Annotated in this window: 17 protein-coding genes; 12 read left to right on the top strand and 5 right to left on the bottom strand. The window is 73.7% G+C overall.

Annotated features, from left to right (window positions below):
* The first annotated feature begins 454 nt into the window (after positions 1-454).
* Positions 455-1,168, top strand: a complete 714-nt coding sequence (locus tag ABT122_RS01105) for a response regulator (RefSeq protein WP_351543346.1) — start codon at positions 455-457, stop codon at positions 1,166-1,168.
* A gap of 14 nt (positions 1,169-1,182) precedes the next feature.
* Here ABT122_RS01105 and ABT122_RS01100 read toward each other — a convergent pair whose 3' ends face one another.
* From ABT122_RS01100 to ABT122_RS01080, 5 genes are read right to left on the bottom strand one after another with little or no spacing between them, the layout of a single operon-like run.
* Positions 1,183-2,652, bottom strand: coding sequence for an acyl-CoA dehydrogenase family protein (locus ABT122_RS01100; protein WP_351543343.1), 1,470 nt, complete (start codon positions 2,650-2,652; stop codon positions 1,183-1,185).
* Between the two features lies 1 nt (position 2,653).
* Positions 2,654-3,844 carry an acyl-CoA dehydrogenase family protein gene (locus ABT122_RS01095; protein ID WP_351543340.1) on the bottom strand — a complete coding sequence of 397 codons (1,191 nt, stop codon included), beginning with the start codon at positions 3,842-3,844 and terminating at the stop codon, positions 2,654-2,656.
* A gap of 10 nt (positions 3,845-3,854) precedes the next feature.
* A complete protein-coding gene (locus tag ABT122_RS01090) occupies positions 3,855-7,979 on the bottom strand; it encodes a non-ribosomal peptide synthetase (protein ID WP_351543337.1) in 4,125 nt (1,374 codons plus the stop codon).
* Positions 7,976-9,100 carry a M20/M25/M40 family metallo-hydrolase gene (locus ABT122_RS01085; RefSeq protein WP_351543334.1) on the bottom strand — a complete coding sequence of 375 codons (1,125 nt, stop codon included), beginning with the start codon at positions 9,098-9,100 and terminating at the stop codon, positions 7,976-7,978. The genes ABT122_RS01090 and ABT122_RS01085 overlap by 4 nt, the downstream gene beginning before the upstream one ends.
* Positions 9,097-9,975 (bottom strand): RimK family alpha-L-glutamate ligase, encoded by an 879-nt coding sequence (locus ABT122_RS01080; RefSeq protein WP_351543331.1) that lies wholly within the window; start codon positions 9,973-9,975, stop codon positions 9,097-9,099. The genes ABT122_RS01085 and ABT122_RS01080 overlap by 4 nt, the downstream gene beginning before the upstream one ends.
* Positions 9,976-10,259: 284 nt before the next feature.
* Between ABT122_RS01080 and ABT122_RS01075 the strand changes: the two genes are divergently transcribed.
* The 11 genes from ABT122_RS01075 to ABT122_RS01025 all read left to right on the top strand — a co-directional run bounded on the left by ABT122_RS01075 (position 10,260) and on the right by ABT122_RS01025 (position 20,844).
* Entirely contained in the window at positions 10,260-10,991 is a 732-nt protein-coding gene (locus ABT122_RS01075) for a sulfotransferase-like domain-containing protein (protein ID WP_351543328.1), read from the top strand.
* A gap of 170 nt (positions 10,992-11,161) precedes the next feature.
* Positions 11,162-11,761 (top strand): beta-sandwich domain-containing protein, encoded by a 600-nt coding sequence (locus tag ABT122_RS01070; protein WP_351543325.1) that lies wholly within the window; start codon positions 11,162-11,164, stop codon positions 11,759-11,761.
* Positions 11,751-12,881 carry a BtrH N-terminal domain-containing protein gene (locus ABT122_RS01065; protein ID WP_351543322.1) on the top strand — a complete coding sequence of 377 codons (1,131 nt, stop codon included), beginning with the start codon at positions 11,751-11,753 and terminating at the stop codon, positions 12,879-12,881. The genes ABT122_RS01070 and ABT122_RS01065 overlap by 11 nt, the downstream gene beginning before the upstream one ends.
* A 40-nt stretch (positions 12,882-12,921) precedes the next feature.
* Positions 12,922-14,217, top strand: a complete 1,296-nt coding sequence (locus tag ABT122_RS01060) for a DegT/DnrJ/EryC1/StrS family aminotransferase (protein ID WP_351543319.1) — start codon at positions 12,922-12,924, stop codon at positions 14,215-14,217.
* Positions 14,214-15,056, top strand: a complete 843-nt coding sequence (locus tag ABT122_RS01055) for a transketolase (protein WP_351543316.1) — start codon at positions 14,214-14,216, stop codon at positions 15,054-15,056. Before ABT122_RS01060 ends, ABT122_RS01055 begins: the two co-directional genes overlap by 4 nt.
* Positions 15,053-16,021 (top strand): transketolase family protein, encoded by a 969-nt coding sequence (locus tag ABT122_RS01050; protein ID WP_351543313.1) that lies wholly within the window; start codon positions 15,053-15,055, stop codon positions 16,019-16,021. The genes ABT122_RS01055 and ABT122_RS01050 overlap by 4 nt, the downstream gene beginning before the upstream one ends.
* Positions 16,018-16,194, top strand: a complete 177-nt coding sequence (locus ABT122_RS01045) for a lysine biosynthesis protein LysW (RefSeq protein ID WP_351543310.1) — start codon at positions 16,018-16,020, stop codon at positions 16,192-16,194. The genes ABT122_RS01050 and ABT122_RS01045 overlap by 4 nt, the downstream gene beginning before the upstream one ends.
* A gap of 110 nt (positions 16,195-16,304) precedes the next feature.
* A complete protein-coding gene (argC, locus tag ABT122_RS01040) occupies positions 16,305-17,333 on the top strand; it encodes an N-acetyl-gamma-glutamyl-phosphate reductase (protein ID WP_351543307.1) in 1,029 nt (342 codons plus the stop codon).
* A gap of 7 nt (positions 17,334-17,340) precedes the next feature.
* The gene (locus ABT122_RS01035; RefSeq protein ID WP_351543304.1) at positions 17,341-18,228 is read left to right on the top strand and encodes a [LysW]-aminoadipate kinase; all 888 of its coding nucleotides are present in this window, start codon (positions 17,341-17,343) and stop codon (positions 18,226-18,228) included.
* A 169-nt stretch (positions 18,229-18,397) separates the two neighbouring features.
* Positions 18,398-19,294, top strand: coding sequence for a sulfate adenylyltransferase subunit CysD (gene cysD / locus ABT122_RS01030; protein WP_351543627.1), 897 nt, complete (start codon positions 18,398-18,400; stop codon positions 19,292-19,294).
* A 2-nt stretch (positions 19,295-19,296) separates the two neighbouring features.
* Complete coding sequence (locus ABT122_RS01025; RefSeq protein ID WP_351543302.1) at positions 19,297-20,844, top strand: sulfate adenylyltransferase subunit 1; 1,548 nt, start codon at positions 19,297-19,299, stop codon at positions 20,842-20,844.
* The last annotated feature ends 3 nt before the right edge of the window (positions 20,845-20,847 follow it).

Genomic DNA, 20,847 nt, shown 5'->3' with positions numbered 1-20,847 from the left:
CGGCCGGGGTGTCCGTCGTCCAGATCGGCGGTCCCGGGCGCGGCAGTCTCCTGATGCCGCTGGGCAGCGCCCCGGCCGCTCCGGTGGCCGGGGCGGTGTCGTGAGGGTGCGCGCGGCTTCTCCCGGTGCGAGCCGCCGCCCCACGGCCGGACGCTCCGCGCGCCGGTGGACCTTACGATCGAACACGCGACGGCAGTGGTGACATTCGCCCCGTCGCATCACACCGTAATGACGCCCGCCATCCCGATGGGCGCATTCACGGTCCGCGGAGTCGGTGTCCGCTCCCTCCGGTGCGCGGACACCGAAGAAGCCGTCCCAACGGGTCCGAATGGCGAACCTGTTCAGTGGCCCGCGCCGGAGGTGATGACGTGTACGACACGACTGCCGAACGGTACGAGACTCAGCGCCCGCAGTGGAGCGAAGCTCCCGGCTACCCCCATCAAGGCGGAACACCATGACCATACGGGTACTTATCTGCGATGAACTGCCGGTTATCGGCGACGGCTTACGCACGTTACTCGACGCCGTTCCCGACATCGACGTGATCGACACGACCGACAACGGCATGGAGGCCATTGTCCTGGTCCGCACCACACGGCCCGATGTCGTCGTGACCGATCTGAACCTGCGGACCATTTCCGGTCTGGAGATGATCCGCAGACTCGGAAAAGAGGACGAGCCCCCCAACATCGTGGTGTTCACCGGATACGACGCGGACAAGACGGTCAGCGACGTGCTGCACTCCGGCGCGAGCTGTCTGCTGGGCAAGGACGCCAGCCCGCAGGAGCTGGTCACCGCGATCCGGGCGGCGGCGGCCGGGCGCACCCTGCTGGCGCCGGACATCGCGGAACGCCTGGTCACCTGGTTCCGCGAGCAGCCGGACACCCTGGAGTCCGAGCCGTGCCCGGAGGTGACCGAACTGACCCCGAGGGAGCGGGAGGTGACCCGGATGGTGGCGCGGGGCATGTCCACCGAGGAGGTGGCCCGCGAGCTGACCATCGGCGAGGCCACCGTGCGCACCCATCTCTACCGGGTACGCACCAAGCTCGGTGTCCGCGACCGCGCCCAGCTCGTCTCGCTGGCCTACCGGACGGGGCTCATCCAGTCCGCCGGGCGAGATCCGGGCGACGGGAGTCCGGGGCGGCCCGAGGACCTCCGGGCGGGGTGACGCCGGCGCGGCGCTCACCGGGGCCGGGCCGCCGGCACGACCGGCTGCTCCGCGCCGTCCGCGCCGTCCGCGCCGAGGGTGCGGCGGGCCAGGTCGAGACGGGCGGCACCGGCCAGCCGCCACAGCGCGGCGGGCTCGCCGTACCGCTGGGACTCGGCCGCCGCCAGCCGGAAGTAGCGGTGCAGGCCGAGTTCCGCCGTCATCGCCCGGACGCCGCAGCTCTGCATGCAGAGGCGCACCACCTCACGCGCGGTCTCGGCGGCCATCGCCAGTGCCACGACCGGGGCGGTACCGGCCGGATCGTCCCCGGCCGGGGGACGGCCGTCCCGGGCCTCGTCCCGGCCGTCCCGGACCTCGTCCCGGCCGTCCGGGGCCCCGGTCCGGTCGCGCCCGGTCCCGGGACGATCGTGTGGGGTGTCGTTCCGGTCATTCCCGGTCCCGAGATGGTCATCCCCGATCCCTGACCGGGCACGCCTGGCCCCGGCAAGGCCGCCCCCGGCCCCGGTCCGGTCGCCCCCGGCCCGGTCGTGCTCGGGACCGGGCCCGTCGAACCCGCTCCCCACCCCCGTCCCCGCCCGGTCATCAGCCCCGGTTCCGGACCGGTCGCCCCCCGCCCCGGCCCTGTCGTGCCGGAGGGCGCCGGACCCGGCCTCCCCGAAGCCTGGCACCCCGTGCCCCGTCCCCGAGTCCGCCAGCCACGCCCCCCGGTACACCACCGCCCGGGTCGCGCGCAGCGCCACCATGGCCCGCGCCAGCGGGAAGGCCACCGCGGGCAGATCGCGGAGCCTGGTGTCGAACTGCCGCCGGACACCCGCGTACCCCACGGCCACCCGGTGCGCGCCCTCGGCGATCCCCAGCAGATACGCGGCCTGCCGCAGCCGCCCCCGCGCCAGCGGGCCGCCGGGGGAGTCGTCCAGCTCCGCGACCACATCGGCCGCCGTGAAGGGCGTGGCGTCGAAGCGGACGACCGGCGGCCAGCACCCGGTCTCCACGCCGATGCCGGGCGCACCGCGCTCCACCGCGACGAGCACCGGACCGTCACCCGTCGCCGCGGCCACCAGCAGCGGCCCGGCGGGCTCCGGGTCGTCGACCGTGGCCGCGCCGGTCAGCTCCCATCCGCCGGCGCGCGGCTTCGCGACCACCCCGCCGCCGACCGGCAGCGCCTCCCACCCGGCCAGCGCCGCGCCGGCCGGCCGGCCCGCGTCGGCCGCCGTGGCGCCGGCCCGGTAGGAGTTCCCGCGCGCCGCGTGGCCGAGTTCCTCGCTGACGAGCACCCCGGCCGTCAGGCCGAGACCGAGGCCGCCGGCGGAGGCGGGACGCTCGAAGCCGCCCGCGCCCAGCCGGTCGAGCACCGCCCGCGTGGGGCCGCCGGCTCCATCGGTGACCGGCGGGCCGTGCACCCCCGGCCGCGGGGGGACGGCGGCGAGGGAGGTGCGCAACGCCCCGCGCAACTGGACGAGGAGGGGATCGGGGGTGGGGTCCATCTCAGCTCTCCTCCTGTCCGATGGAATGCCCGATGGAGTGTCCGTTGGAGTGCCCGATGGAGTCGAACGCGGCGGCCATGATCTGGAGCATCACCTCGGAGGTCCCCGCCGAGAGCGTGAGCCCCGGCGCCTCCCGGTGGGCGGAGTCCAGGGTCACGGCCGCCCCGGTGCGGTTCGCCCGCTGCTCCGGGCCCGGGATGCCGGAGGCCCACGCCGCGATGGACCCGGCGAGTTCGCTGCTGTGGTACTTGGCCACGGCCGCCGCGACCGGATCGACCCGGTCGGACGCGAGACCGGTGAGCACCTCCCAGGCGAGCGCGTGATCCGCCGTCAGCGCGCCGTCCCAGCGGCCGATCCGCTCCAGGTGCGCGTCGTGCGGCGAGCCCGGATCGCGCTCGATCAGCGCCTCCAGCGCGGCCTCCAGCCAGCGCTCCGCCCGCAGGTGGTAGTCGAGTCCGGTGCGCTCGATGGCCAGGGCCTCATTGAGCAGCGGCCACCCCTGGTCGCGCGGCCCGATGAGGTCGTCGCCCGACACCGGCACGGCGTCGAGATCGACCCGGTGGAAGTGCTCATCGCCGATGCCGTCCAGCGTCGTCACCGTCACGCCGGGGGAGCCCAGGTCGAGCAGGAACAGGCTGATGCCCTGGTACTTCCCGGCGCCCGGTGTCGTACGGGCGGCGCAGAGACCGAGGTCGACGAAGCGGGTCTTCAGGCTGAAGACCTTGGTGCCGGTGATCCGGTAGCCGTCGCCGTCCGGCTCGGCCGCGGTCCGCAGCGCGCCGAGATCCGATCCCGCGTCCGGCTCGGTGTAGAGCACCGAGGCGAAGCGCTCACCGCGCGCCAGCGCGGGCAGATGCCGGCGCTTCTGCGCTGTGCTGCCCGCCATCAGCAGGAACTGGCCCACGATCTGGATGGTGTTGACGTGCAGGGTGTCCGGAACCCGCGCGCGCACCAGCTCCTCGGCGACGATCGCGGCATCGGTGAGCGGGCGGCCCGCTCCGCCGAACTCGGGCGGCCAGTGCACGGCGAGCAGCCCCAGCCCGCCGAGCAGGCGGTACAGCGGCCGTACATCCGGCTCGAAGCCGTCCGCGCCGGTGGCCTCCACCACCGCGGCGCGCACCTCGGGGGAGCGCAGCGCCCGCCGTGCGTCCGCCCGGAACCGTTGCTGCTCCTCGGTGAATCCGAACCGCATATGCGCCTCCTCAGGGGGCGAGCGTCTCTTCGATCGCGGCGACGACCCGGCTCAGCGCCGGTTCCGTGAACAGGGTGTAGTGGTCACCGGGCAGGTCGCCGGCGTGGAAGGGCCCGGTGCACACCGCCCGCCACTCCTTCTCCACGGCGGCGGCGCGCGGCGAGGTGGCCAGCAGGGTGACCGGCCCGCCGTAGGGGCCCGGCGGGCGGTACGACTGGAGCGCCAGCGCGCAGGACCGGAAGACGGCGTAGCGGCCGGCCAGCTCCTCGTCGGTCAGCTCCGGATCGACCTCCAGCGACCTCAGCGCCTCCCGGACACCGGCCGCGCCGGCGGCCGGCCCGTCCAGCACTCCGCGTACCGCCGGCCCGTCCAGTACTCCGCGTACCGACGGCCCGTCCCGGCCCGCCAGCCGGGCGACGTCGTGCACGAACCGCCGCCGCACCGTCGGCTCGTCGAGCGGTGAGGGGTCCTCGTCCCAGGAGGCGTCCAGCAGCACCACCGGCGGCCGTGCCCCGGTGTCCCGCTCCAGCTGCCTGGCGACCTCGAAGGCGAGTACGCCACCGTAGGACCAGCCGGCCAGAGCGTACGGCTCGGCGGAACCGGCCGCCGTCAGCGCCCGGGCGATCCGGGCGGCCGTGGCCGTCACACCCTCCCGCGGGGACACGGCGGCATCCCGGGGATCGGCGGCGAAACCGGCCACACCGATGCCCTCGCGCACCGCCCTGACCAGGGGTACGTAGCAGAACAGCGCACCGCCCGAAGGGTGCAGCAGGATCACCCGCGGCGGGCTCGGCCCTCGCATCGGCACCGGGACCCGGCCGCCGTCCTCCGCGCCGTCCTCCCCGCCGGACAGACGCTCCAGCGAGCCGAGCGGATCGTCGCCGCCGGGCCGCGCGGCGCGGGCCGCGTCGATGACGGTGGCCAGATGCGCGACGGTGGGGGAGACGAAGAAGTCGCCGAGCGCGATCTCCACCCCGAACCTGCGGTTGATCGCCGACAGCAACTGGGCGGCCTGGAGGCTGTTGCCGCCCGCCCGGAAGAAGTCGTCGCGCACACCGAGCCGGACCCGGCGCAGCAGCGGGGCGAGCACATCGCCCAGCAGAATCCGCTCCGTCGCGGTACGGGGCTCGTCGGCGGGCCCGCCGCCCGCCGACGCGGGGTCCGGCGGGGGCAGTCTGCGCCAGTCGACCTTGCCGCCGCTGGTCAGCGGCAGTTCGCCGAGGGCGACGAAGTACGACGGGATCATGTACGACGGCAGCAGCTCGCCGAGACGCTCGCGCACCGACGGCAGCCCCTGCTCGCCGACCCCCGTCACCCAGGCGACGAGGTGCTTCTCCCCGGTCTCGTCGGTCCACGGCCGCACGGTGGCCTGACCGATTCCGGCGACCCCGGCCAGCGCCGACTCCACCTCGCCCAGTTCGATCCGCAGCCCGCGGATCTTGACCTGCTGGTCGAGCCGGCCGAGGAAGACCAGCCGCCCGTCCGGCAGCCGCTTCACCAGGTCCCCGGTCCGGTACAGCCGTCCGCCCGGCGCGGTGCCGAACGGGTCGGCGATGAACTTCTCCGCCGTCAGAGCGTCCCGGTCCAGATAGCCGCGGGCCAGCCCGGCACCGCCGATCACCAGCTCGCCCGGGACGCCGACCGGCACCCGGCGCAGATCGCGGTCGAGCACATGCGCGACATGGTTGGCCATGGGCCGGCCGATCGGGGGCGAGGTCTCCCAGGTGCCCGCGCACTCCTCGACGATCATCGTCACCGTGCACTCGGTCGGCCCGTAGCCGTTGAACAGCCGCCGGCCCGGGTTCCACCGGTTCACCAGCTCACCGCTGAACGCCTCGCCGCCGACGAACGCGATCCGCAGATCCGTGAACCTCTCCGGCGCCAGCAGCGGCATCACGGTCGGCGGCAGATCGATGACGGTGATGCCCGCCCGCTCCATCAGCGACTGGAGCCGGTCGATCGAGACCCGTTCGTCGTCGGTCGCCAGACACAGCCGTGCCCCGGTCAGCAGCGCGGAGAAGGTCTCGAACACCGAGACGTCGAAGGTCACCGACGCGAACCCGAGCACCCGGTCCGCCGGGGTCAGATCGAACAGCTCCCGCGTGGAGTCGATGAAGTTGACCACGCCCCGGTGTTCGAGCAGCACCCCCTTCGGCCTGCCGGTGCTGCCGGAGGTGTAGATGATGTACGCGACATCGCCGGGTGCCGCCGCGAGCGGGGGATCGCGGTCCGGCATCGCCGCCAGCTCCGCGCCGGCCTCGTCCAGCATCACGACGGGCGCGGCGACCGCGCTCACGGCCCCGGCGGCCCCGGTGTGCGCGAGCACCATGAGCAGACCCGCGTCGGCGGCGATCTCCGCGACCCGCGCGGAGGGGTGCGCCGGATCGAGCGGCACATAGGCGGCGCCGGTCTTGAGCACCGCCATCATCGCCGTCGTCAGCTCCGCGCTCCTGCGCAGACAGAGACCGATCCGCGTGCCCGGCCCGGCGCCGCGCCCGCGCAGCAGGGCGGCGAGCCGGTTGGCCCGGGCGTTGAGTTCGGCGTAGCTCGTCGCGGTGCCCGCGACGACGACCGCCACCCGGTCCGGAGCCTCCGCGACGCGGGCCTCGAACTCCGCCACCACGGTGGTCTCGCGCACCGGCCGCGCCGGTCCGCCGGCGGCCTCCGCGAGGAACTCCCGGTCCGCCGCGCTCAGTACGTCCGCTGCCGACAGCGGGGCGTCCGGGCCGGCGGTGAGGGTGTGCAGCAGCGCGTCGTAGTGGCGGGCGAACCTGGCGACGCTCGCGTCGTCGAAGAGACCGGTGTCGAACTCGACGGTCAGCCGTGCGCCGGAGCCGTCGCCCGGCCGCTCCACCAGGTCCCAGCTCATGTCGAACCGGGAGGTGGCGGACGGTACGGGCTCCTCCGTCGCCACGAGTCCCGGCAGGCCGGCCGTGGTCCCCGCGTCCCGCCGCGCGGCGAAGACGACCGGGAAGACGGGGGGCCGCGCCGGGTCGCGGGGCGGGTCCACCGCGTCGAGCAGCTTGTCGAAGGGCAGGCTGCCGTGGGCGTGCGCCTCCCGGGTGGCGCGCGAGACCCGCCGGACCAGCTCCCGGAAGGTCGGGTCGCCGGAGACGTCCCCGCGCACCACCGTCATCTGGGCGAAGCACCCGATCACCGAGGACACGGAGTCGTGCCGGCGGCCCGCGTCCGGCGTGCCGATCACCAGGTCGTCCAGGCCGGAGTAGCGGTGCAGCAGGGTGAGGAAGGCGGCGAGGAGGACGTCGGACGGGTCCGCGCCCTCCTCGCGGGCCAGCTCCCCGGCCCGCTCCAGGCCCTCCCGCCCGACCGGGAACACGCCCGAGCCGCCGGCGAAGGCCGGGGTGTCGCCGCGCGGCCGGTCGGCCGGGAACTCCAGCACCTCGGCGCCCGCGAGCCTCTCCCGCCAGTACGCGGCCGGCCCGTCGAGCCCGCCGCCGTCGAGCCGGCCGCGCTGCCACAGGGCGTAATCCGGGTAGTGCGCGGTGAGTTCGGACAGCCGGGGCTCGTCGCCGTCGCGCAGGGACCGGTGGACCTCGGCCAGTTCGCGGGTCAGCACACCGAGCGACGGCCCGTCGAGGACGAGGTGGTGCCCCTCGAAGAGGAACAGGTGGTCGTCCGGCGCCACCCTGATCAGCGCCGCGCGCCACAGCGGCCTTCTGCTCACGTCGAACGGTGCTCCGAGCCATTCCGCCGCGTGTGCCCGCGCGGCGGCGAGCCGCTGCCCGTGGTCGCCCTCCGCCGTTTCGATCAGCGGCAGCTCGACCGGGACCTCCGGGACGACCTCCTGCACCGGGCCGCCCTCGCGCTCCACGATCGCGGTCCGCAGCGCCTCGTGCCGGGCGACCACCACCGCCAGCGCCGAGCGCAGCGCGCCCACCTCCAGATCACCCCGGAGCCGGACACACAGCGGCACATTCCACACGGGGCTCTCCGGTCCCGGCCGGCCGAGGGTCCACAGGGCCTCCTGGGTGGGCGACAGGGGAGTCGGACCCGTGTCGCCGCGCGGCGTCGGGCCCCGCCCGGCCGCGCCCTCCAGCTGCGCCCGCAGCCGCGCCAGGAACCGCGCGCGGCGCTCCGCCGGCAGCGCGGCGAGACGCTGGGTCATATCGGTCATCGGGGGCTCCTTCCGGCCGGCGGTGCCCCGGTCACCCGGTCGTCCGGACGGACGGGCAGCCGCGCCAGCTCCGCGAGGGCGATGGACAGCACATCGATGCCGCGCAGATAGTCCGACAGCACGATGTGCTCCGTGTCGGCGTGATCGAGTCTGCTGTCGCCCGGGCCGTAGGTCGCCATCGGGATGTCCCAGACCTCGGCGAGGGTGTTCATGTCCGAGGTGGCCGTCTTCACCACGAGACGGGGCTGGGCGTGCAGCCGCCGGATACCGGAGACCAGCGCGCGGACCACCGGCGTGGCGCGGCCCGCCCGGCAGGCCGCCACCGAGTTCAGCACGTCGAGGTCACCGGCCGGCAGACGGTCGCGCAGCTCCCGCACCAGCGCCTCGCTGTCGAACCCCGGGGGGGTGCGGACGCTGAACTCGGCTGTCGCCGTGGTCAGATCGGCGTTCAGCCCGCAGAGCGTCGCGCCCGGCCGGGCGAACACATCGTGGCCCGCGTCGGGTCCGAGCAGATCGACCAGGGCGGCCCAGCAGGCGACCGCCAACTCGGACGCCTTCGGCGCCGGGTTGCTCGGATGGGTGGCGGGACACCTGACGGTGTAGCGGAGGTCGAGCTTGCCCTTGTAGCCGAGGACCACACTCGACCAGCCGCTCGGCTCACCCACGATCAGGGCGTCCGGCCGGTCGTGGGTGGCCCGGACCGCCATCGCCCCGCGCGAGCCCGGGGTCTCCTCCTCGACGACACCGATCACCACGATCCGGCCGGGGACGTCCACCGCGCCGGCCGCGGCGCAGATCATCGCCGCCAGCGGCCCCTTCGCGTCCACCGCGCCCCGGCCGTGCAGCCTGCCCCCCTCGGAGCGGACCGGCAGCCGGCCCGGGACGGTGTCCAGATGCCCCAGCAGCATCAGGGTCGGGCCGTCGCCGCGTTCGATCACGCCGATGACATTGCCCACTCCGTCGATATGCGCCGCGAAACCCAGGTCCGCCATCGCCTCGGCCAGGAAGTCGGCGAGCGCGCGCTCCTGGTAGGACGTGGAGGGGATCTCCAGCATTCCGCGCAGCAGTCCCACGGCGTAGGTCTCGGTGACGCCGCCCGACCGGGTGAAGGCCGAGTTCATCGCGGGGCTCGTTCCCGCAGATGTCCGACGATGCGGTCCGCGACATCGACCCGGCCGCCGAGCGCGGAGTGGAAACCGCTGAACTCGACCCGGTGGTTGACCTCCAGCACCAGCAGCCGGCCGTCCCGGTCCTCGATCAGATCGACACCGGCGATATCCGCGCCGACGGCGGCGGCGGCGGCGACCGCCAGCCGGGTGATCCCGGGAGTCGCCTCGCACGGGCGGGCCTGCGCGCCGAGCGCCACATTGGCACGCCATGTCCCCCCGGTCCGGTGGACGGCGCCCAGCAGCTCACCGCCGACCACGATCGCTCTGATGTCCCTGCCGGGCCTGTCGATCAACTCCTGCACATATCCGAGGTGCGACTGCGGGCCGGGCAGCGCGGCGACGTACTCCAGCACCCCCTCGGCACCGGCGCGGTCGGGCAGCCTGACCACCAGCCGCCCCCACGAGCCGACCAGCGGTTTGATCAGCGCCGGATAGCCGATGGAGTCCAGCGCGGCCAGCGCGGCCTTCGGGGTGAGGCCGAGCGCGGTGCGCGGTGTCGGCACCCCGGCCGCCCACAGCGCCATCGTGGTGCGCCACTTGTCACCGCACACCTCGGTGGCGTCGGCGCTGTTGACCACCAGGGCCCCGGCGGACGCGAGGGCACGGGCCGCGTACGCCGCGCGCACCTGCCCGATCTCCCGGTTCAGCACGAGATTCCAGGGCGGCTCACGCCGTCCGGCCGGGAACCACTGCTCCCGTGTGTCGACGTGGTCGAAGGGCACACCGTGCCGGTCGAACGCCTCGAAGAGGCGCTTCTCGTCCGCGCCGACCCTGCTGGCGAGTACGGCGATCCTGCCGTCACCCGGGTGCTCTGGTGTCGCTGACACGTGACCTCCGTAGTAGGACCACTGGTGGACCGGACCGGACGGCACAACCGGTCTGCCGCGCCGAAGGGACGTTATCGGCGGCCGGGGCGGAGCGCGTCCGCTCCAGGTTCAACCGGGGGCAAGCGACGCGCTGACTTTTCTTCCGCGCGGGTGCTCCTATCGCTTACCCGGCCCGGGCATCGGCCGTGCCACTCTGGCAGTGGAATCCGAATAGCCGTCGGAATGGTTCACCGCGGGATTTCTCTCCGATGGCCCGTCAGCAGCGCCAGTGGGAAGGGGAAACCGTGGAGCACATTCCGGAGCGGATACCGGTGCTCGCCCTGTGGAGTGCGCCGCGCTGTCGCTCCACCGCGTTCGCGCGGATGATGGCGGAACGCGGCGACCGCACCGTTGTGCACGAGCCGTTCTCCCATGTGGCCGACTTCGGCGAGACGAAGGTCGGCGAACGCGTCGCGCACACCGAGCAGGATGTCATCGCGGCGCTGCGTGCCGCCGCCGCGCGGAAGCCGGTCTTCTTCAAGGACACCACGGACTTCCACTACCCGGCACTCCTCGCGGACGAGGCATTCCTCGCGGCCGCGACCCACACCTTCATCATCCGCCACCCCGCCGAGGCCATCGCCTCGCACCACGCGCTCAATCCGGACCTCGGCCGCGACGAGATCGGCTTCGCCTGGCTGTACGAGATCTTCACGGCCGTGCGGGACGCCACCGGCACCACCCCGGTCGTGGTCGACTCGGACGATCTGCTCGACCGGCCGGCCGACACCGTGCGGGCGTACTGCTCGGCCGTGGGCATCCCCTTCCTGCCCGAGGCGCTGAGCTGGCAGCCGGGCATGAGATCGGAGTGGCGGGCGACCAGCCGGTGGCACGAGTCGACGAGCAGGACCGCCGGCTTCACCCGGGGGCCGGGCGAGGGGGCCGGGACGGTCGCCGCGAACCCGGTGCTCCGGGCCCACCGCGACCACCACCTGCCGTACTACGAACGGCTGCGCGCCGTCGCGCTCCGGCCATGACCGCCGCCCGGGCCGGAACAGCCGGCCGGACGGCCCTGTGAGTACACCGGAACATCGATGCGGATATTCGAGGTGATCACGGTGAGTACGGAGATCGCGGCGAGTGCGGAGCATACGAATCAACAGTCCGGACGGGGAATTCCCCCGTGCGTTCCGGTGAGGGGGACGGCATGACGGACATCGCTCTGTCCTCCGTTGTGAGCCGGCTGTGCGATCCGGTCGACCTGTCCGGCCATCGCAACAATACGGCCGTCTCCGCGGCGACGGCGACGAAAGCCGGGAAGTTCAATGTGTGGGGGAACTCCTATGCCGCCGAGTATCTGCCCGAAGGCGGCAGCCTCGTCCGGGTGGGCGGTGTTCCCTTCCTCTTTCCCCCGGTCTGCGACGGTCCGGACAACATCCGCTGCGCCGGTCAGTTCCTCGGGGTGCCCGAGGGCCGCTACGACTGGGTCCATGTGCTGGCGGCGGCGGAACGGCGCTGCGAGTCCGCCGTCGAGCTGAACTTCGCTGACGGCTCGGTCGACGCCGAGGCGCTGCGGGTCTCCGACTTCTGGTCGGCGCCCGCGTGGTTCGGCGAGATCAAGGCGTTCGAGAGCCTCGTCATGCACTACCCCCACCATGTGCAGCGAGGCGTGTCCGCGGTCATCTGGGCACAGCGCGTGCCGGTCACCCGGCGGGCCGCGCTGGCCGGCGTCCGGCTGCCCCGCAATGTCGCGGTCCATGTCTTCGCGGTCACCCTCCAGCGGGCGGAGACCGGTCATGACCGGTGAGGCGACAGCACGGACGTACATGATCACCGGGCCGGAGCCCGAGCTGTGGTACCGCGACCTGATCAGCTGTCTCCAGGCCACGTTCGGATCGCTGGTGGCACGGGAGGGCGCCGACCCGCTGGCCGTGCTCGGCGCGGGCTGGCGGTTTCTGCACCTGCCGGGCGATGTCAGATCCGAGGAGTTCTACTACCCCTGCCCGCCCGGCGAAGCCGCCGGCTCCGATTCCGGCTCCGGCTCCGGCTCCGGCTCCGGCTCCGATTCCGGCTCCGGATCGGGATCGGGCTCCGGCTCCGGCGGCGATCTCGGAGCCGCGCTGGCCCCCCACCACGGACTGCGCTCGCGCTGGTGGCACCCCGCCGACGAGGACGACCTCTGGCGGGAGGTGCGCGAGACACTCGCCGACGACCGGCTGGTCATCGCCGCCGTGGACAACTTCCATCTGCCGTTCCGGCCCGCGTACGGGGATGTGCACGCCGCGCACCTCGTGATCGTCCACGGCCTGGACGAGGTCCGCGGACTGGTGTACGTCTCCGACGCGATGCCGCCCGCGTTCCGCGGCACCGTCCCGATCGAGGCGTTTCTGCGCAGTTGGGGCTCGGCCAACCCGACCGACGTCCAGGACGCCTTCTTCAGCGACTCGCGGATCGGCAGACGCTGTCTCGACGTCCGCCTCGACACCCCGCCCCCGCCCCTCACCCCCGCACTGCTCGGCGGATTCCTGCGCACCGACAACGAGATCTTCACCACCGCGGGCCCGGACCGCACCGGACTGGCCGGATTCGACGCGTTCACCGGGGAACTCCTCGACCGGTGCCGGGCCGGTGACGCCACCGCGCTGCGCGAGCTGTACCCGTTCGGGTGGGGCATGCAGGCGCAGGCCTCGCTCCACGGTGAGCTGCTGCGCCGCTGCGGCCGGGAGTGGGGCGATCCGGCGCTCGCCGGGGCCGGCCGGGCGGTCGAGTCCGTCGCGCACGCGTGGACCGGACTCCGGATCACCGCCGCGCACGGTCTCGGCGACCCCCGCGCCGTCTCGGCCGACATCGCGCACCACGCCACCGTGCTGCGCGGCATGTACGCGAGCGCGGTCGACGCCGTCGGCGCGGCGGCGGCGGAGCTGTGACGCCGCGCGGCTCGACCCCCCGTGACCAGAGAGGACAGTGATGAGCAAGCTGGCAGCGTTCGGCGGTTCCGCGGTCGTGCCGAGGGACCGGCGCCGGGTGGACTGGCCGCTGGTCGAGGACGAGGACCGCAAGGCCGTCATCGACGCGCTCGGCGGCTCCAGAATGGTCTCCGACACGGACGGCGCGAATCCGGTCTCCGCGCTTGAGGAGCACTGGGCGCGGCGGTTCGGCTTCGGCCACTGCGTCGCCGTCTCCACCGGCACCTCCGCGCTCTCCCTCGCCCTGGCCGCACTCGGTGTCGGGCCGGGCGACGAGGTGATCGTGCCCGCGCTCAGCTTCGTCGCCACCGGGCTCGCGCCGGTGCACCAGATGGCCGTCCCCGTCTTCGCCGACATCGACCCGGTCACCTTCAACATCGACCCGGACGATGTGGAGCGCCGGATCACCGACCGGACCGCCGCGATCATCCCGGTGCATCTCCACGGCGCGCCCGCCGACATGGACCGGATCACCGCCATCGCGCGCAGACACGGCCTCGCCGTGGTGGAGGACGCGGCCCAGGCCCCCGGGGCGACCCACCGGGGGCGGCCCGTCGGCGGGATCGGCGAGGCGGGCGCGTTCAGCCTCCAGGTCACCAAGAACATCCCCACCTGCGGCGAGGGCGGTCTGCTCGTGACCGGCAGCGCCGACATCGCCGAGGCGGTCCGCAAGGGCCGGCAGTTCGGCGAGGTGATCGAGGCCGGGCAGGAGCGCGACTACATCTCGTACACCCTCGGCTGGAACCACAAGATGAACGCCATCCAGGCCGCGTTCACCGATGCCCAGCTCACCCGGTTCGACGACTACGAACGCGCGCGCCAGCGCAATGTCGCGGCCTTCCTCGCGCGGCTCGCCGAACTGCCCGGCCTGCGGGTGCCGACCGCGCTCCCGGAGACCACCCACGCCTGGCACATCCTGAGGTTCCGGTTCGACCGGGCCGCGTTCGGTCTGGAGGGGGTCCCGCCCGAGGCCCTGCGCTCCGCCCTGCGGCGGCTGCTGCGCGCCGAGGGCGTGCCCATGTCGCGATACCAGCTCATGCCGCTCCCCGACCAGAAGGTGTTCGTCGACCGGGTCGGCTTCGGCGGGGGCTACCCCTGGTCCGTGACCGGCGCACCCGCGCCGGTGGCGGGGGAGGGCTACCCGGTGGCCCGCGAGGTCGTCGCCGGCACGCTGACGCTTCAGAAGCGCCACCTCCATCCGGGGTCCGGGGATCTGCTCGGTCTCTACGCGGAGGCCTTCGAGAAGGTGTGGGCCCACCCCGACATGGTGGCCACGCTCGCGGCGGCGGCGTCATGACCACCACCCGGACGGCCACCCGGGACACCCTGGAATCCACCGCCGCGCGCATCCGCTCCCATATCGTCGACATGTGCGCGGGCCCGGAGGGCGGCCACCTCGGCGGCGCGTTCTCCTGCACCGAGGTGCTCACCGCGCTGTACTTCTCGGTGCTGAACGTCGACCCCCGGCGGCCGGACGACCCCGACCGCGACCGCTTCCTGCTCAGCAAGGGCCACGCCGCCGTCGCCCTCTACGCGACCCTGGCCGAACGGGGCTTTCTCCCCGTCGAGGAGCTCGCCGGATACGGACGCCCCGGCAGCAGGCTGATGGGCCATCCCGTGCGCGCGGTCCCCGGAGTGGAGCTGCCGACCGGGTCACTCGGCCACGGTCTCGCGCTGGCCTGCGGATTCGCGCTGGCGGGCCGGTACGCCCGCCGTGACGCGCGCAGCTTCGTCCTGCTCGGCGACGGCGAACTCCAGGAGGGCTCGGTGTGGGAGGCGGCCATCGCCGCCGCGTCGCTGGGGCTGGACCGGCTGGTCGCCGTGGTGGACCGCAACGGGCTCCAGCTCACCGGTCACACCGAGCGGATCGCGCCGATGGAACCACTGGCCGACCGCTGGCGCAGTTTCGGCTGGGCGGTGCGCGACGTGGACGGCCATGACGCGACCGGGCTGGCGGACCATCTCGCCGCCGCCCCGTGGGAGCCGGGCCGGCCGAGCGTACTGATCGCCCGCACGGTCAAGGGCCAGGGGTTCCCCGTCCTCGCCGGCCGGGCGGCCAGCCACTATGTGACGCTGTCGAAGCGCAACCATGCACGGGCGAGGGCCGCGCTGCGGACCGGGGACACCGCCGGATGAGCCGCGCGACCCGAGAGGCCTACCGGGACCGTCTGCTCCCGCTGCTGAGCGCGCACCCCGAGGTGATCTGTCTGGACAGCGACACCGGCCTGTTCAGCGCGGAGCACGCCGAGACCGCCGGTGAGCAGTACCTCAACCTCGGTATCGCCGAGCACAATCTGATGGGCGTGGCCGCCGGTCTCGCCGCGTGCGGCCGGATGCCGTTCGTCAACACGATGGCCGCCTTCGCCGCCTCCCGCGCACTGGAGGCGATCAAGATCGATATCGCCTACAACCGGTTGCCGGTCCGCATCATGGCCACGCACGGCGGGCTCGCCGCCGGCCATCTCGGCCCGACCCACCAGGCCCTGGAGGACCTCGCCGTCCTGCGGGTGCTGCCGGAGATGACCGTGGTGGTGCCGGCCGACGCCGCCGCCACGGAGGCGTTCGTCGAACAGAGCCTGAGCCTGCCAGGACCGCTCTACGTCCGGCTCGGCCGCAAACCGTCGCCGGCGCTGCCCGTGTCGCCGCCACCGGTCATCGGACGGGCGCAGACGCTGCGGCGGGGCGGCGACGTGGTGCTCGCGTGCTGCGGCCCCTACCCGGTGCTCGCCTGCCTCGCCGCGGCGGACGTCCTCGCCGGGCAGGGCGTCGAGGCCACCGTCCTCAACCTGCACACCCTGCGGCCGTTCGACACGGCGGCCCTGGTCGCCGCGGCGCGGCAGGCCGCGCTCGTCGTCACGGTCGAGGAGCACTGGCGCAGCGGCGGCCTCGGCGGCGCGGTCGCCGAAGCGCTGGCGGAGGCGGCGCCCACCAGGGTGCTGAGGCTGGGGGTGCCGGACCGGTTCGTCGACGCCGTCGGCAGTCAGGAACACCTCGTCACGCACTACGACCTCACCGCGGAGCGGGTCGTGAGGACGGTCCGTACCGCCCTCGGCACGGCTGCCCCCTCCGGGACCACCGATCGGAAGGACACCCTCACATGACCACAGCGGCGCAGACCTGTCCCGAGTGCGAGGACGAGGTGAACATCAGCGATTCGGCGCGGCTCAACGAGATCGTCGAGTGCGCGGGCTGCCGGAGCGAACTGGAGATCGTGGCGCTGGGCCCACCGGTGCTCGCCCTCGCGCCCGAGGTCGAAGAGGACTGGGGGGAGTAGACCGTGCGCGGACCCATGACACGCGGTGGACCCGTGCCGCGCGGTGGACCCGTGCCGCGCGGCGGGCGGACGGCACACGGCGGACGGACGGCACCCACCGGGGCGCGGCCGTGATCCGCGCCGCGGTGGTCGGCGCGGCCGGCTACATCGGCGGGGAACTGCTGCGCCTGCTCATCGGCCACCCCGAGGTCGAGGTGGTGGGCGCGGTGTCCTCCCGGTTCCCCGGCCGGCGGGTCGACGGTGTGCACCCCAATCTGCGCTCCGCCACCGACCTGTTGTTCTGCTCGGCCGATGAGGTGGACGAGTGCGACACCGTCTTCCTCGCCACACCGCACCGCGCCGCCATGACACAGATCGACCGCTGGATCGGACAGGCCAAGCAGGTCATCGACCTCACCGGGGACTTCCGGCTGGACGACACCGAGGTCTACCGGCGCCACTACGGCACCGAGCACGCGGCGCCGCGGCTGCTCGGCGACTTCGTCCCCGGGATACCCGAGCTGCACCGGGAGCGGCTGGGCACCGCCGACCTGGTCAGTGTGCCCGGCTGCATGGCGGTGGCGGGGGTGCTCGCCCTCCACCCGCTGGTGACCCGGGGCCTGATCGAGCCGACAGCGGTCCGCTTCGACGCGCGCACCGGGTCCAGTGGTTCCGGCGCGACCGCGGGCACGGCGAATCTGCACGCCGAGCGCAGCGGGGCGATGCGGGTGTTCGCCCCGACCGGGCACCGGCACGAGGCCGAGATCTCCCGGCACCTCGGCATCCCGGTCACCATGACCGCGACCGGAGTCGAGGCGGTGCGCGGTGTGCAGACGATCGGCCACGCCACCCTGCGCCCCGGTGTGGACAAGGCGGCGGTGCGCCGGGCCTTCCGCGAGCAGTACCGGAACGAGCCGTTCGTCCGTCTGGTGGCCCACCAGCGCGGCACCTTCCGCTACCCGGAGCCGAAGATCCTGCTGGGCTCGAACTTCTGCGACGTCGGCTACGCCGTCGACGAGGAGGCCGGGCGGCTGGTGACCATCGCGGCTCTGGACAACCTCATGAAAGGGGGCGCGGGCAACGCGGTGCAGTGTCTGAACATCCGCATGGGCCGGCCGGAGACGCTCGGCCTGTCCTTCCCCGGCCTGCACCCCCTCTGATCCCCCGGTGACTGGAGACACTGTGATCACCAGACCGCTGACCGTCGTCAAGTGCGGCGGCAACCCCGCCGTCGACGCCGCGGGCATCTGCGCCGACGTCGCCGGACTCGTCCGCGCCGGGGAGTCCGTACTCCTGGTGCACGGAGGGTCCGGGGAGATCGCCCGGCTGGCCGGGAGACTCGGCGTACCGCAGCGCACCCTGGTCGCCCCGGACAGGGTGTCCACCCGGTACACCGACCCCGCGACCCTGGAGGTGGTCGTCCTCGCGCTGGCCGGCGGGGTCAAACCGAGGATCGTCGCGGAGCTGTCCCGGCACGGGGTGCCCTCGGTCGGCCTGACCGGCCTGGACGGCGGCATGCTGCGCGCGCGCCGCAAGTCCGCCGTACGGTCCGTGGTGGACGGCCGGACGACCCTGGTCCGGGACAACCTCAGCGGCCGGCTCAGCGAGGTGCGGCCCGAACTGCCGGAGACACTGCTCCGCTCCGGCTTCGTGCCCGTGGTCTCACCGCCCGCGCTCGACGAGCACGGCCATCCGGTGAATGTCGACGCCGACCGGGTCGCGGCGGCCCTCGCCGTGGCGCTCGGGGCCGGCCGGCTGGTGCTGCTGACCGGCGCACCGGGCGTACTGGCCGATCCCGGCGACGACACCAGCACACTGAGCCGCTGCGAGGTGCCGGCGACCGGCGCGCCCGGCCGGTACGCCGGTGGCGGCATGGCACTCAAACTCGTCGCGGCACGGGAGGCCCTGACCGGGGGAGTGGAGTCGGTGCGCATAGCGGACGGGCGGGTCGCCGACCCGGTCAGCCGGGCGCTGGCCGGCTCCGGGACCGAGGTCACCGTGCGGGGACCGGAACCGGCGGCCACCCGCCCGCGCGAAAGGGAGATCCGGACATGAGCGAACCGAACGGCGGACCGGCCGCGCGGCGGGGCGGCACGCCCCGGCCGCCCGGACCGCCGCGCACGGACAGGACCACCACCATCGAGCGGGGGCTGTCGTGACCGCCGTCGCCCGGGCGGCGGTCGGCGCCGCATCCGGGCACACCGACCCGCGGCCCCCGCCGGGGGTGATCCCGCTGACCCATCTGGAGATGCTGGAGTCCGAGGCCGCGCACATCTTCCGCGAGGTGGCGGGCGAGTTCGACCGGTCGACGCTGCTCTTCTCGGGCGGCAAGGACTCGATCGTGATGCTGCATGTGGCCCTCAAGGCCTTCGCGCCCGCGCCGCTGCCGTTCCCGCTGCTCCATGTCGACACCGGCCACAACTTCTCCGAGGTGATCGCCTACCGGGACCGGACGGTCGAGCGGCACGGCCTGCGGCTCGATGTGGCCTCCGTGCAGTCCTACATCGACAGCGGAACCCTCCGCGAGCGCCCGGACGGCACCCGCAATCCGCTGCAGACCGTGCCGCTGCTGGACGCGATCCGCGACCACCGCTTCGGCGCGGTGTTCGGCGGCGGCAGGCGCGACGAGGAGAAGGCCCGCGCCAAGGAGCGCGTGTTCAGCCTGCGGGACGAGTTCGGGGCCTGGGACCCCCGCCGGCAGCGGCCCGAGCTGTGGCAGCTGTACAACGGCCGCCACGAGCCCGGTGAGCACGTCCGGGTGTTCCCCCTGTCCAACTGGACCGAACTCGACGTCTGGCAGTACATCGAGCACGAGGGCATCGAACTGCCCGGGATCTACTTCGCGCACCGGCGGAAGGTGTTCCGGCGCGGTGGCATGTGGCTGGCACCCGGCGACTGGGGCGGCCCCCGGGACGGTGAACCCGTCTCCGAGCGGCTGGTCCGGTACCGCACGGTCGGTGACATGTCCTGCACCGGGGCGATCGACTCCCCGGCCTCGACGGTGGGGGAGGTGATCGGGGAGATCGCGGCGAGCCGGGTGACCGAGCGCGGCGCGAGCAGGGCCGACGACCGGATGTCCGAGGCCGCCATGGAGGACCGCAAGCGAGAGGGGTACTTCTAGCCATGCCGGCGGAGGTCGCGGAAACACCAGCGCACACCGGAACACCGGCGGACACGCGGACCGGAACACCGGCGGACACGCGGACCGGAACACCGGCGGACACGCAACCCCGGACAGCGGCGCGCACCGGAGCGGAAGCGGAAGCGGATGCGGAGGGCCGGGCGGGCGCGGAAGGCGAGGGCCGGGCCGGGCCGCCCCGGCGGCTCCCGGGCGGCCTGCTCCGCCTGGCCACCTGCGGCTCGGTCGACGACGGCAAGTCCACCCTGGTCGGACGGCTGCTGTACGACACCAAGTCGGTCCTCGCCGACCAGGCGGCGGCCATCGAGGAAGTCTCCCGCCGCCGGGGCCGGGACGGCCCCGACCTGGCGCTCCTCACCGACGGCCTCCGGGCCGAGCGGGAGCAGGGCATCACCATCGATGTGGCGTACCGCTACTTCGCGACACCCCGGCGCCGGTTCATCCTCGCGGACACACCGGGGCATGAGCAGTACACACGGAACATGGTGACCGGCGCCTCCACCGCGGATCTGGCGGTGATCCTGGTCGACGCCCGCCAGGGAGTGGTGGCCCAGACCCTGAGGCACTGCGCGATCACCGCCCTGCTGCGGACCCCCCATGTCGTACTGGCGGTCAACAAGATGGACACCGTCGGACACCGGGAGTCCGTCTTCACCGCGATCGCCGCCGAATTCGCCGAGCGGGCCCATGAGCTGGGACTCGCCGACGCGGTCGCCATCCCCATGTCGGCCCTGGCCGGCGACAACGTGGTCGAACCGTCCACCAGGATGGACTGGTACGGCGGGGACACGCTCCTGGCCCATCTGGAGAAGGTGCCGCTCGGCGCGGACACCGCCGGTGGACCGCTGCGCCTGCCGGTGCAGTACGTGATCCGGCGCCCGGACGGCGGCGCGCGGCCGGCGGAACGCTGGCCGGCCGGGCAGCTCGCCTCCGGCCGGCTCTCGGTCGGCGATCCCGTCGTCGTGCAACCGGGGGGCGCGACCAGTACGGTCGTGGGCCTCACGGTGCTCGGCAGGGAGACCGGCACCGCGTGGGCGCCGCAGTCGGTCGCCGTCCGTCTCGCCGACGAACTGGACGTCTCCCGGGGCGATGTCCTCACCGCGCACCCCGCCCCCCGGCCGCTGCGGCGCCTCACCGCCACCGTGTGCCATCTCGACGACCGCCCCCTGCGCGCCCGGCAGCGCGTGCTGCTCAAGCACACCACCCGGACGGTCCCCGCCGTGGTGGAGCACATCGACTACCGGATGGATGTCACCATCGCCCGCCGTCTGCCCTCCCGGGACGGCCTCGGCGCCAACGACATCGGCGGTGTGCGCATCCGCACCGCCGAGCCGCTCGCCGTGGACGACTACGCGGAGATCAGACGTACCGGATCGTTCCTGCTCATCGACCCGCGGGACGGAGCGACGCTCAGCGCCGGAATGGTCGGGGCCGCGGCCCCGCCGCCCCCGCGCCCGGCGCGCGGACGACCCGCCGCGAAACCTCGGCGGAAGCAACGTACGACTGACGAAATCGCCTCGGACGGGACCTAGCCT

Origin of the sequence: Streptomyces sp. NPDC001985 (genome assembly GCF_040296845.1) — a bacterium.
Taxonomy (GTDB): domain Bacteria; phylum Actinomycetota; class Actinomycetes; order Streptomycetales; family Streptomycetaceae; genus Streptomyces.
Note: the sequence above shows the minus strand (reverse complement) of the source record. Positions and strands in the feature narration are given on the sequence as shown.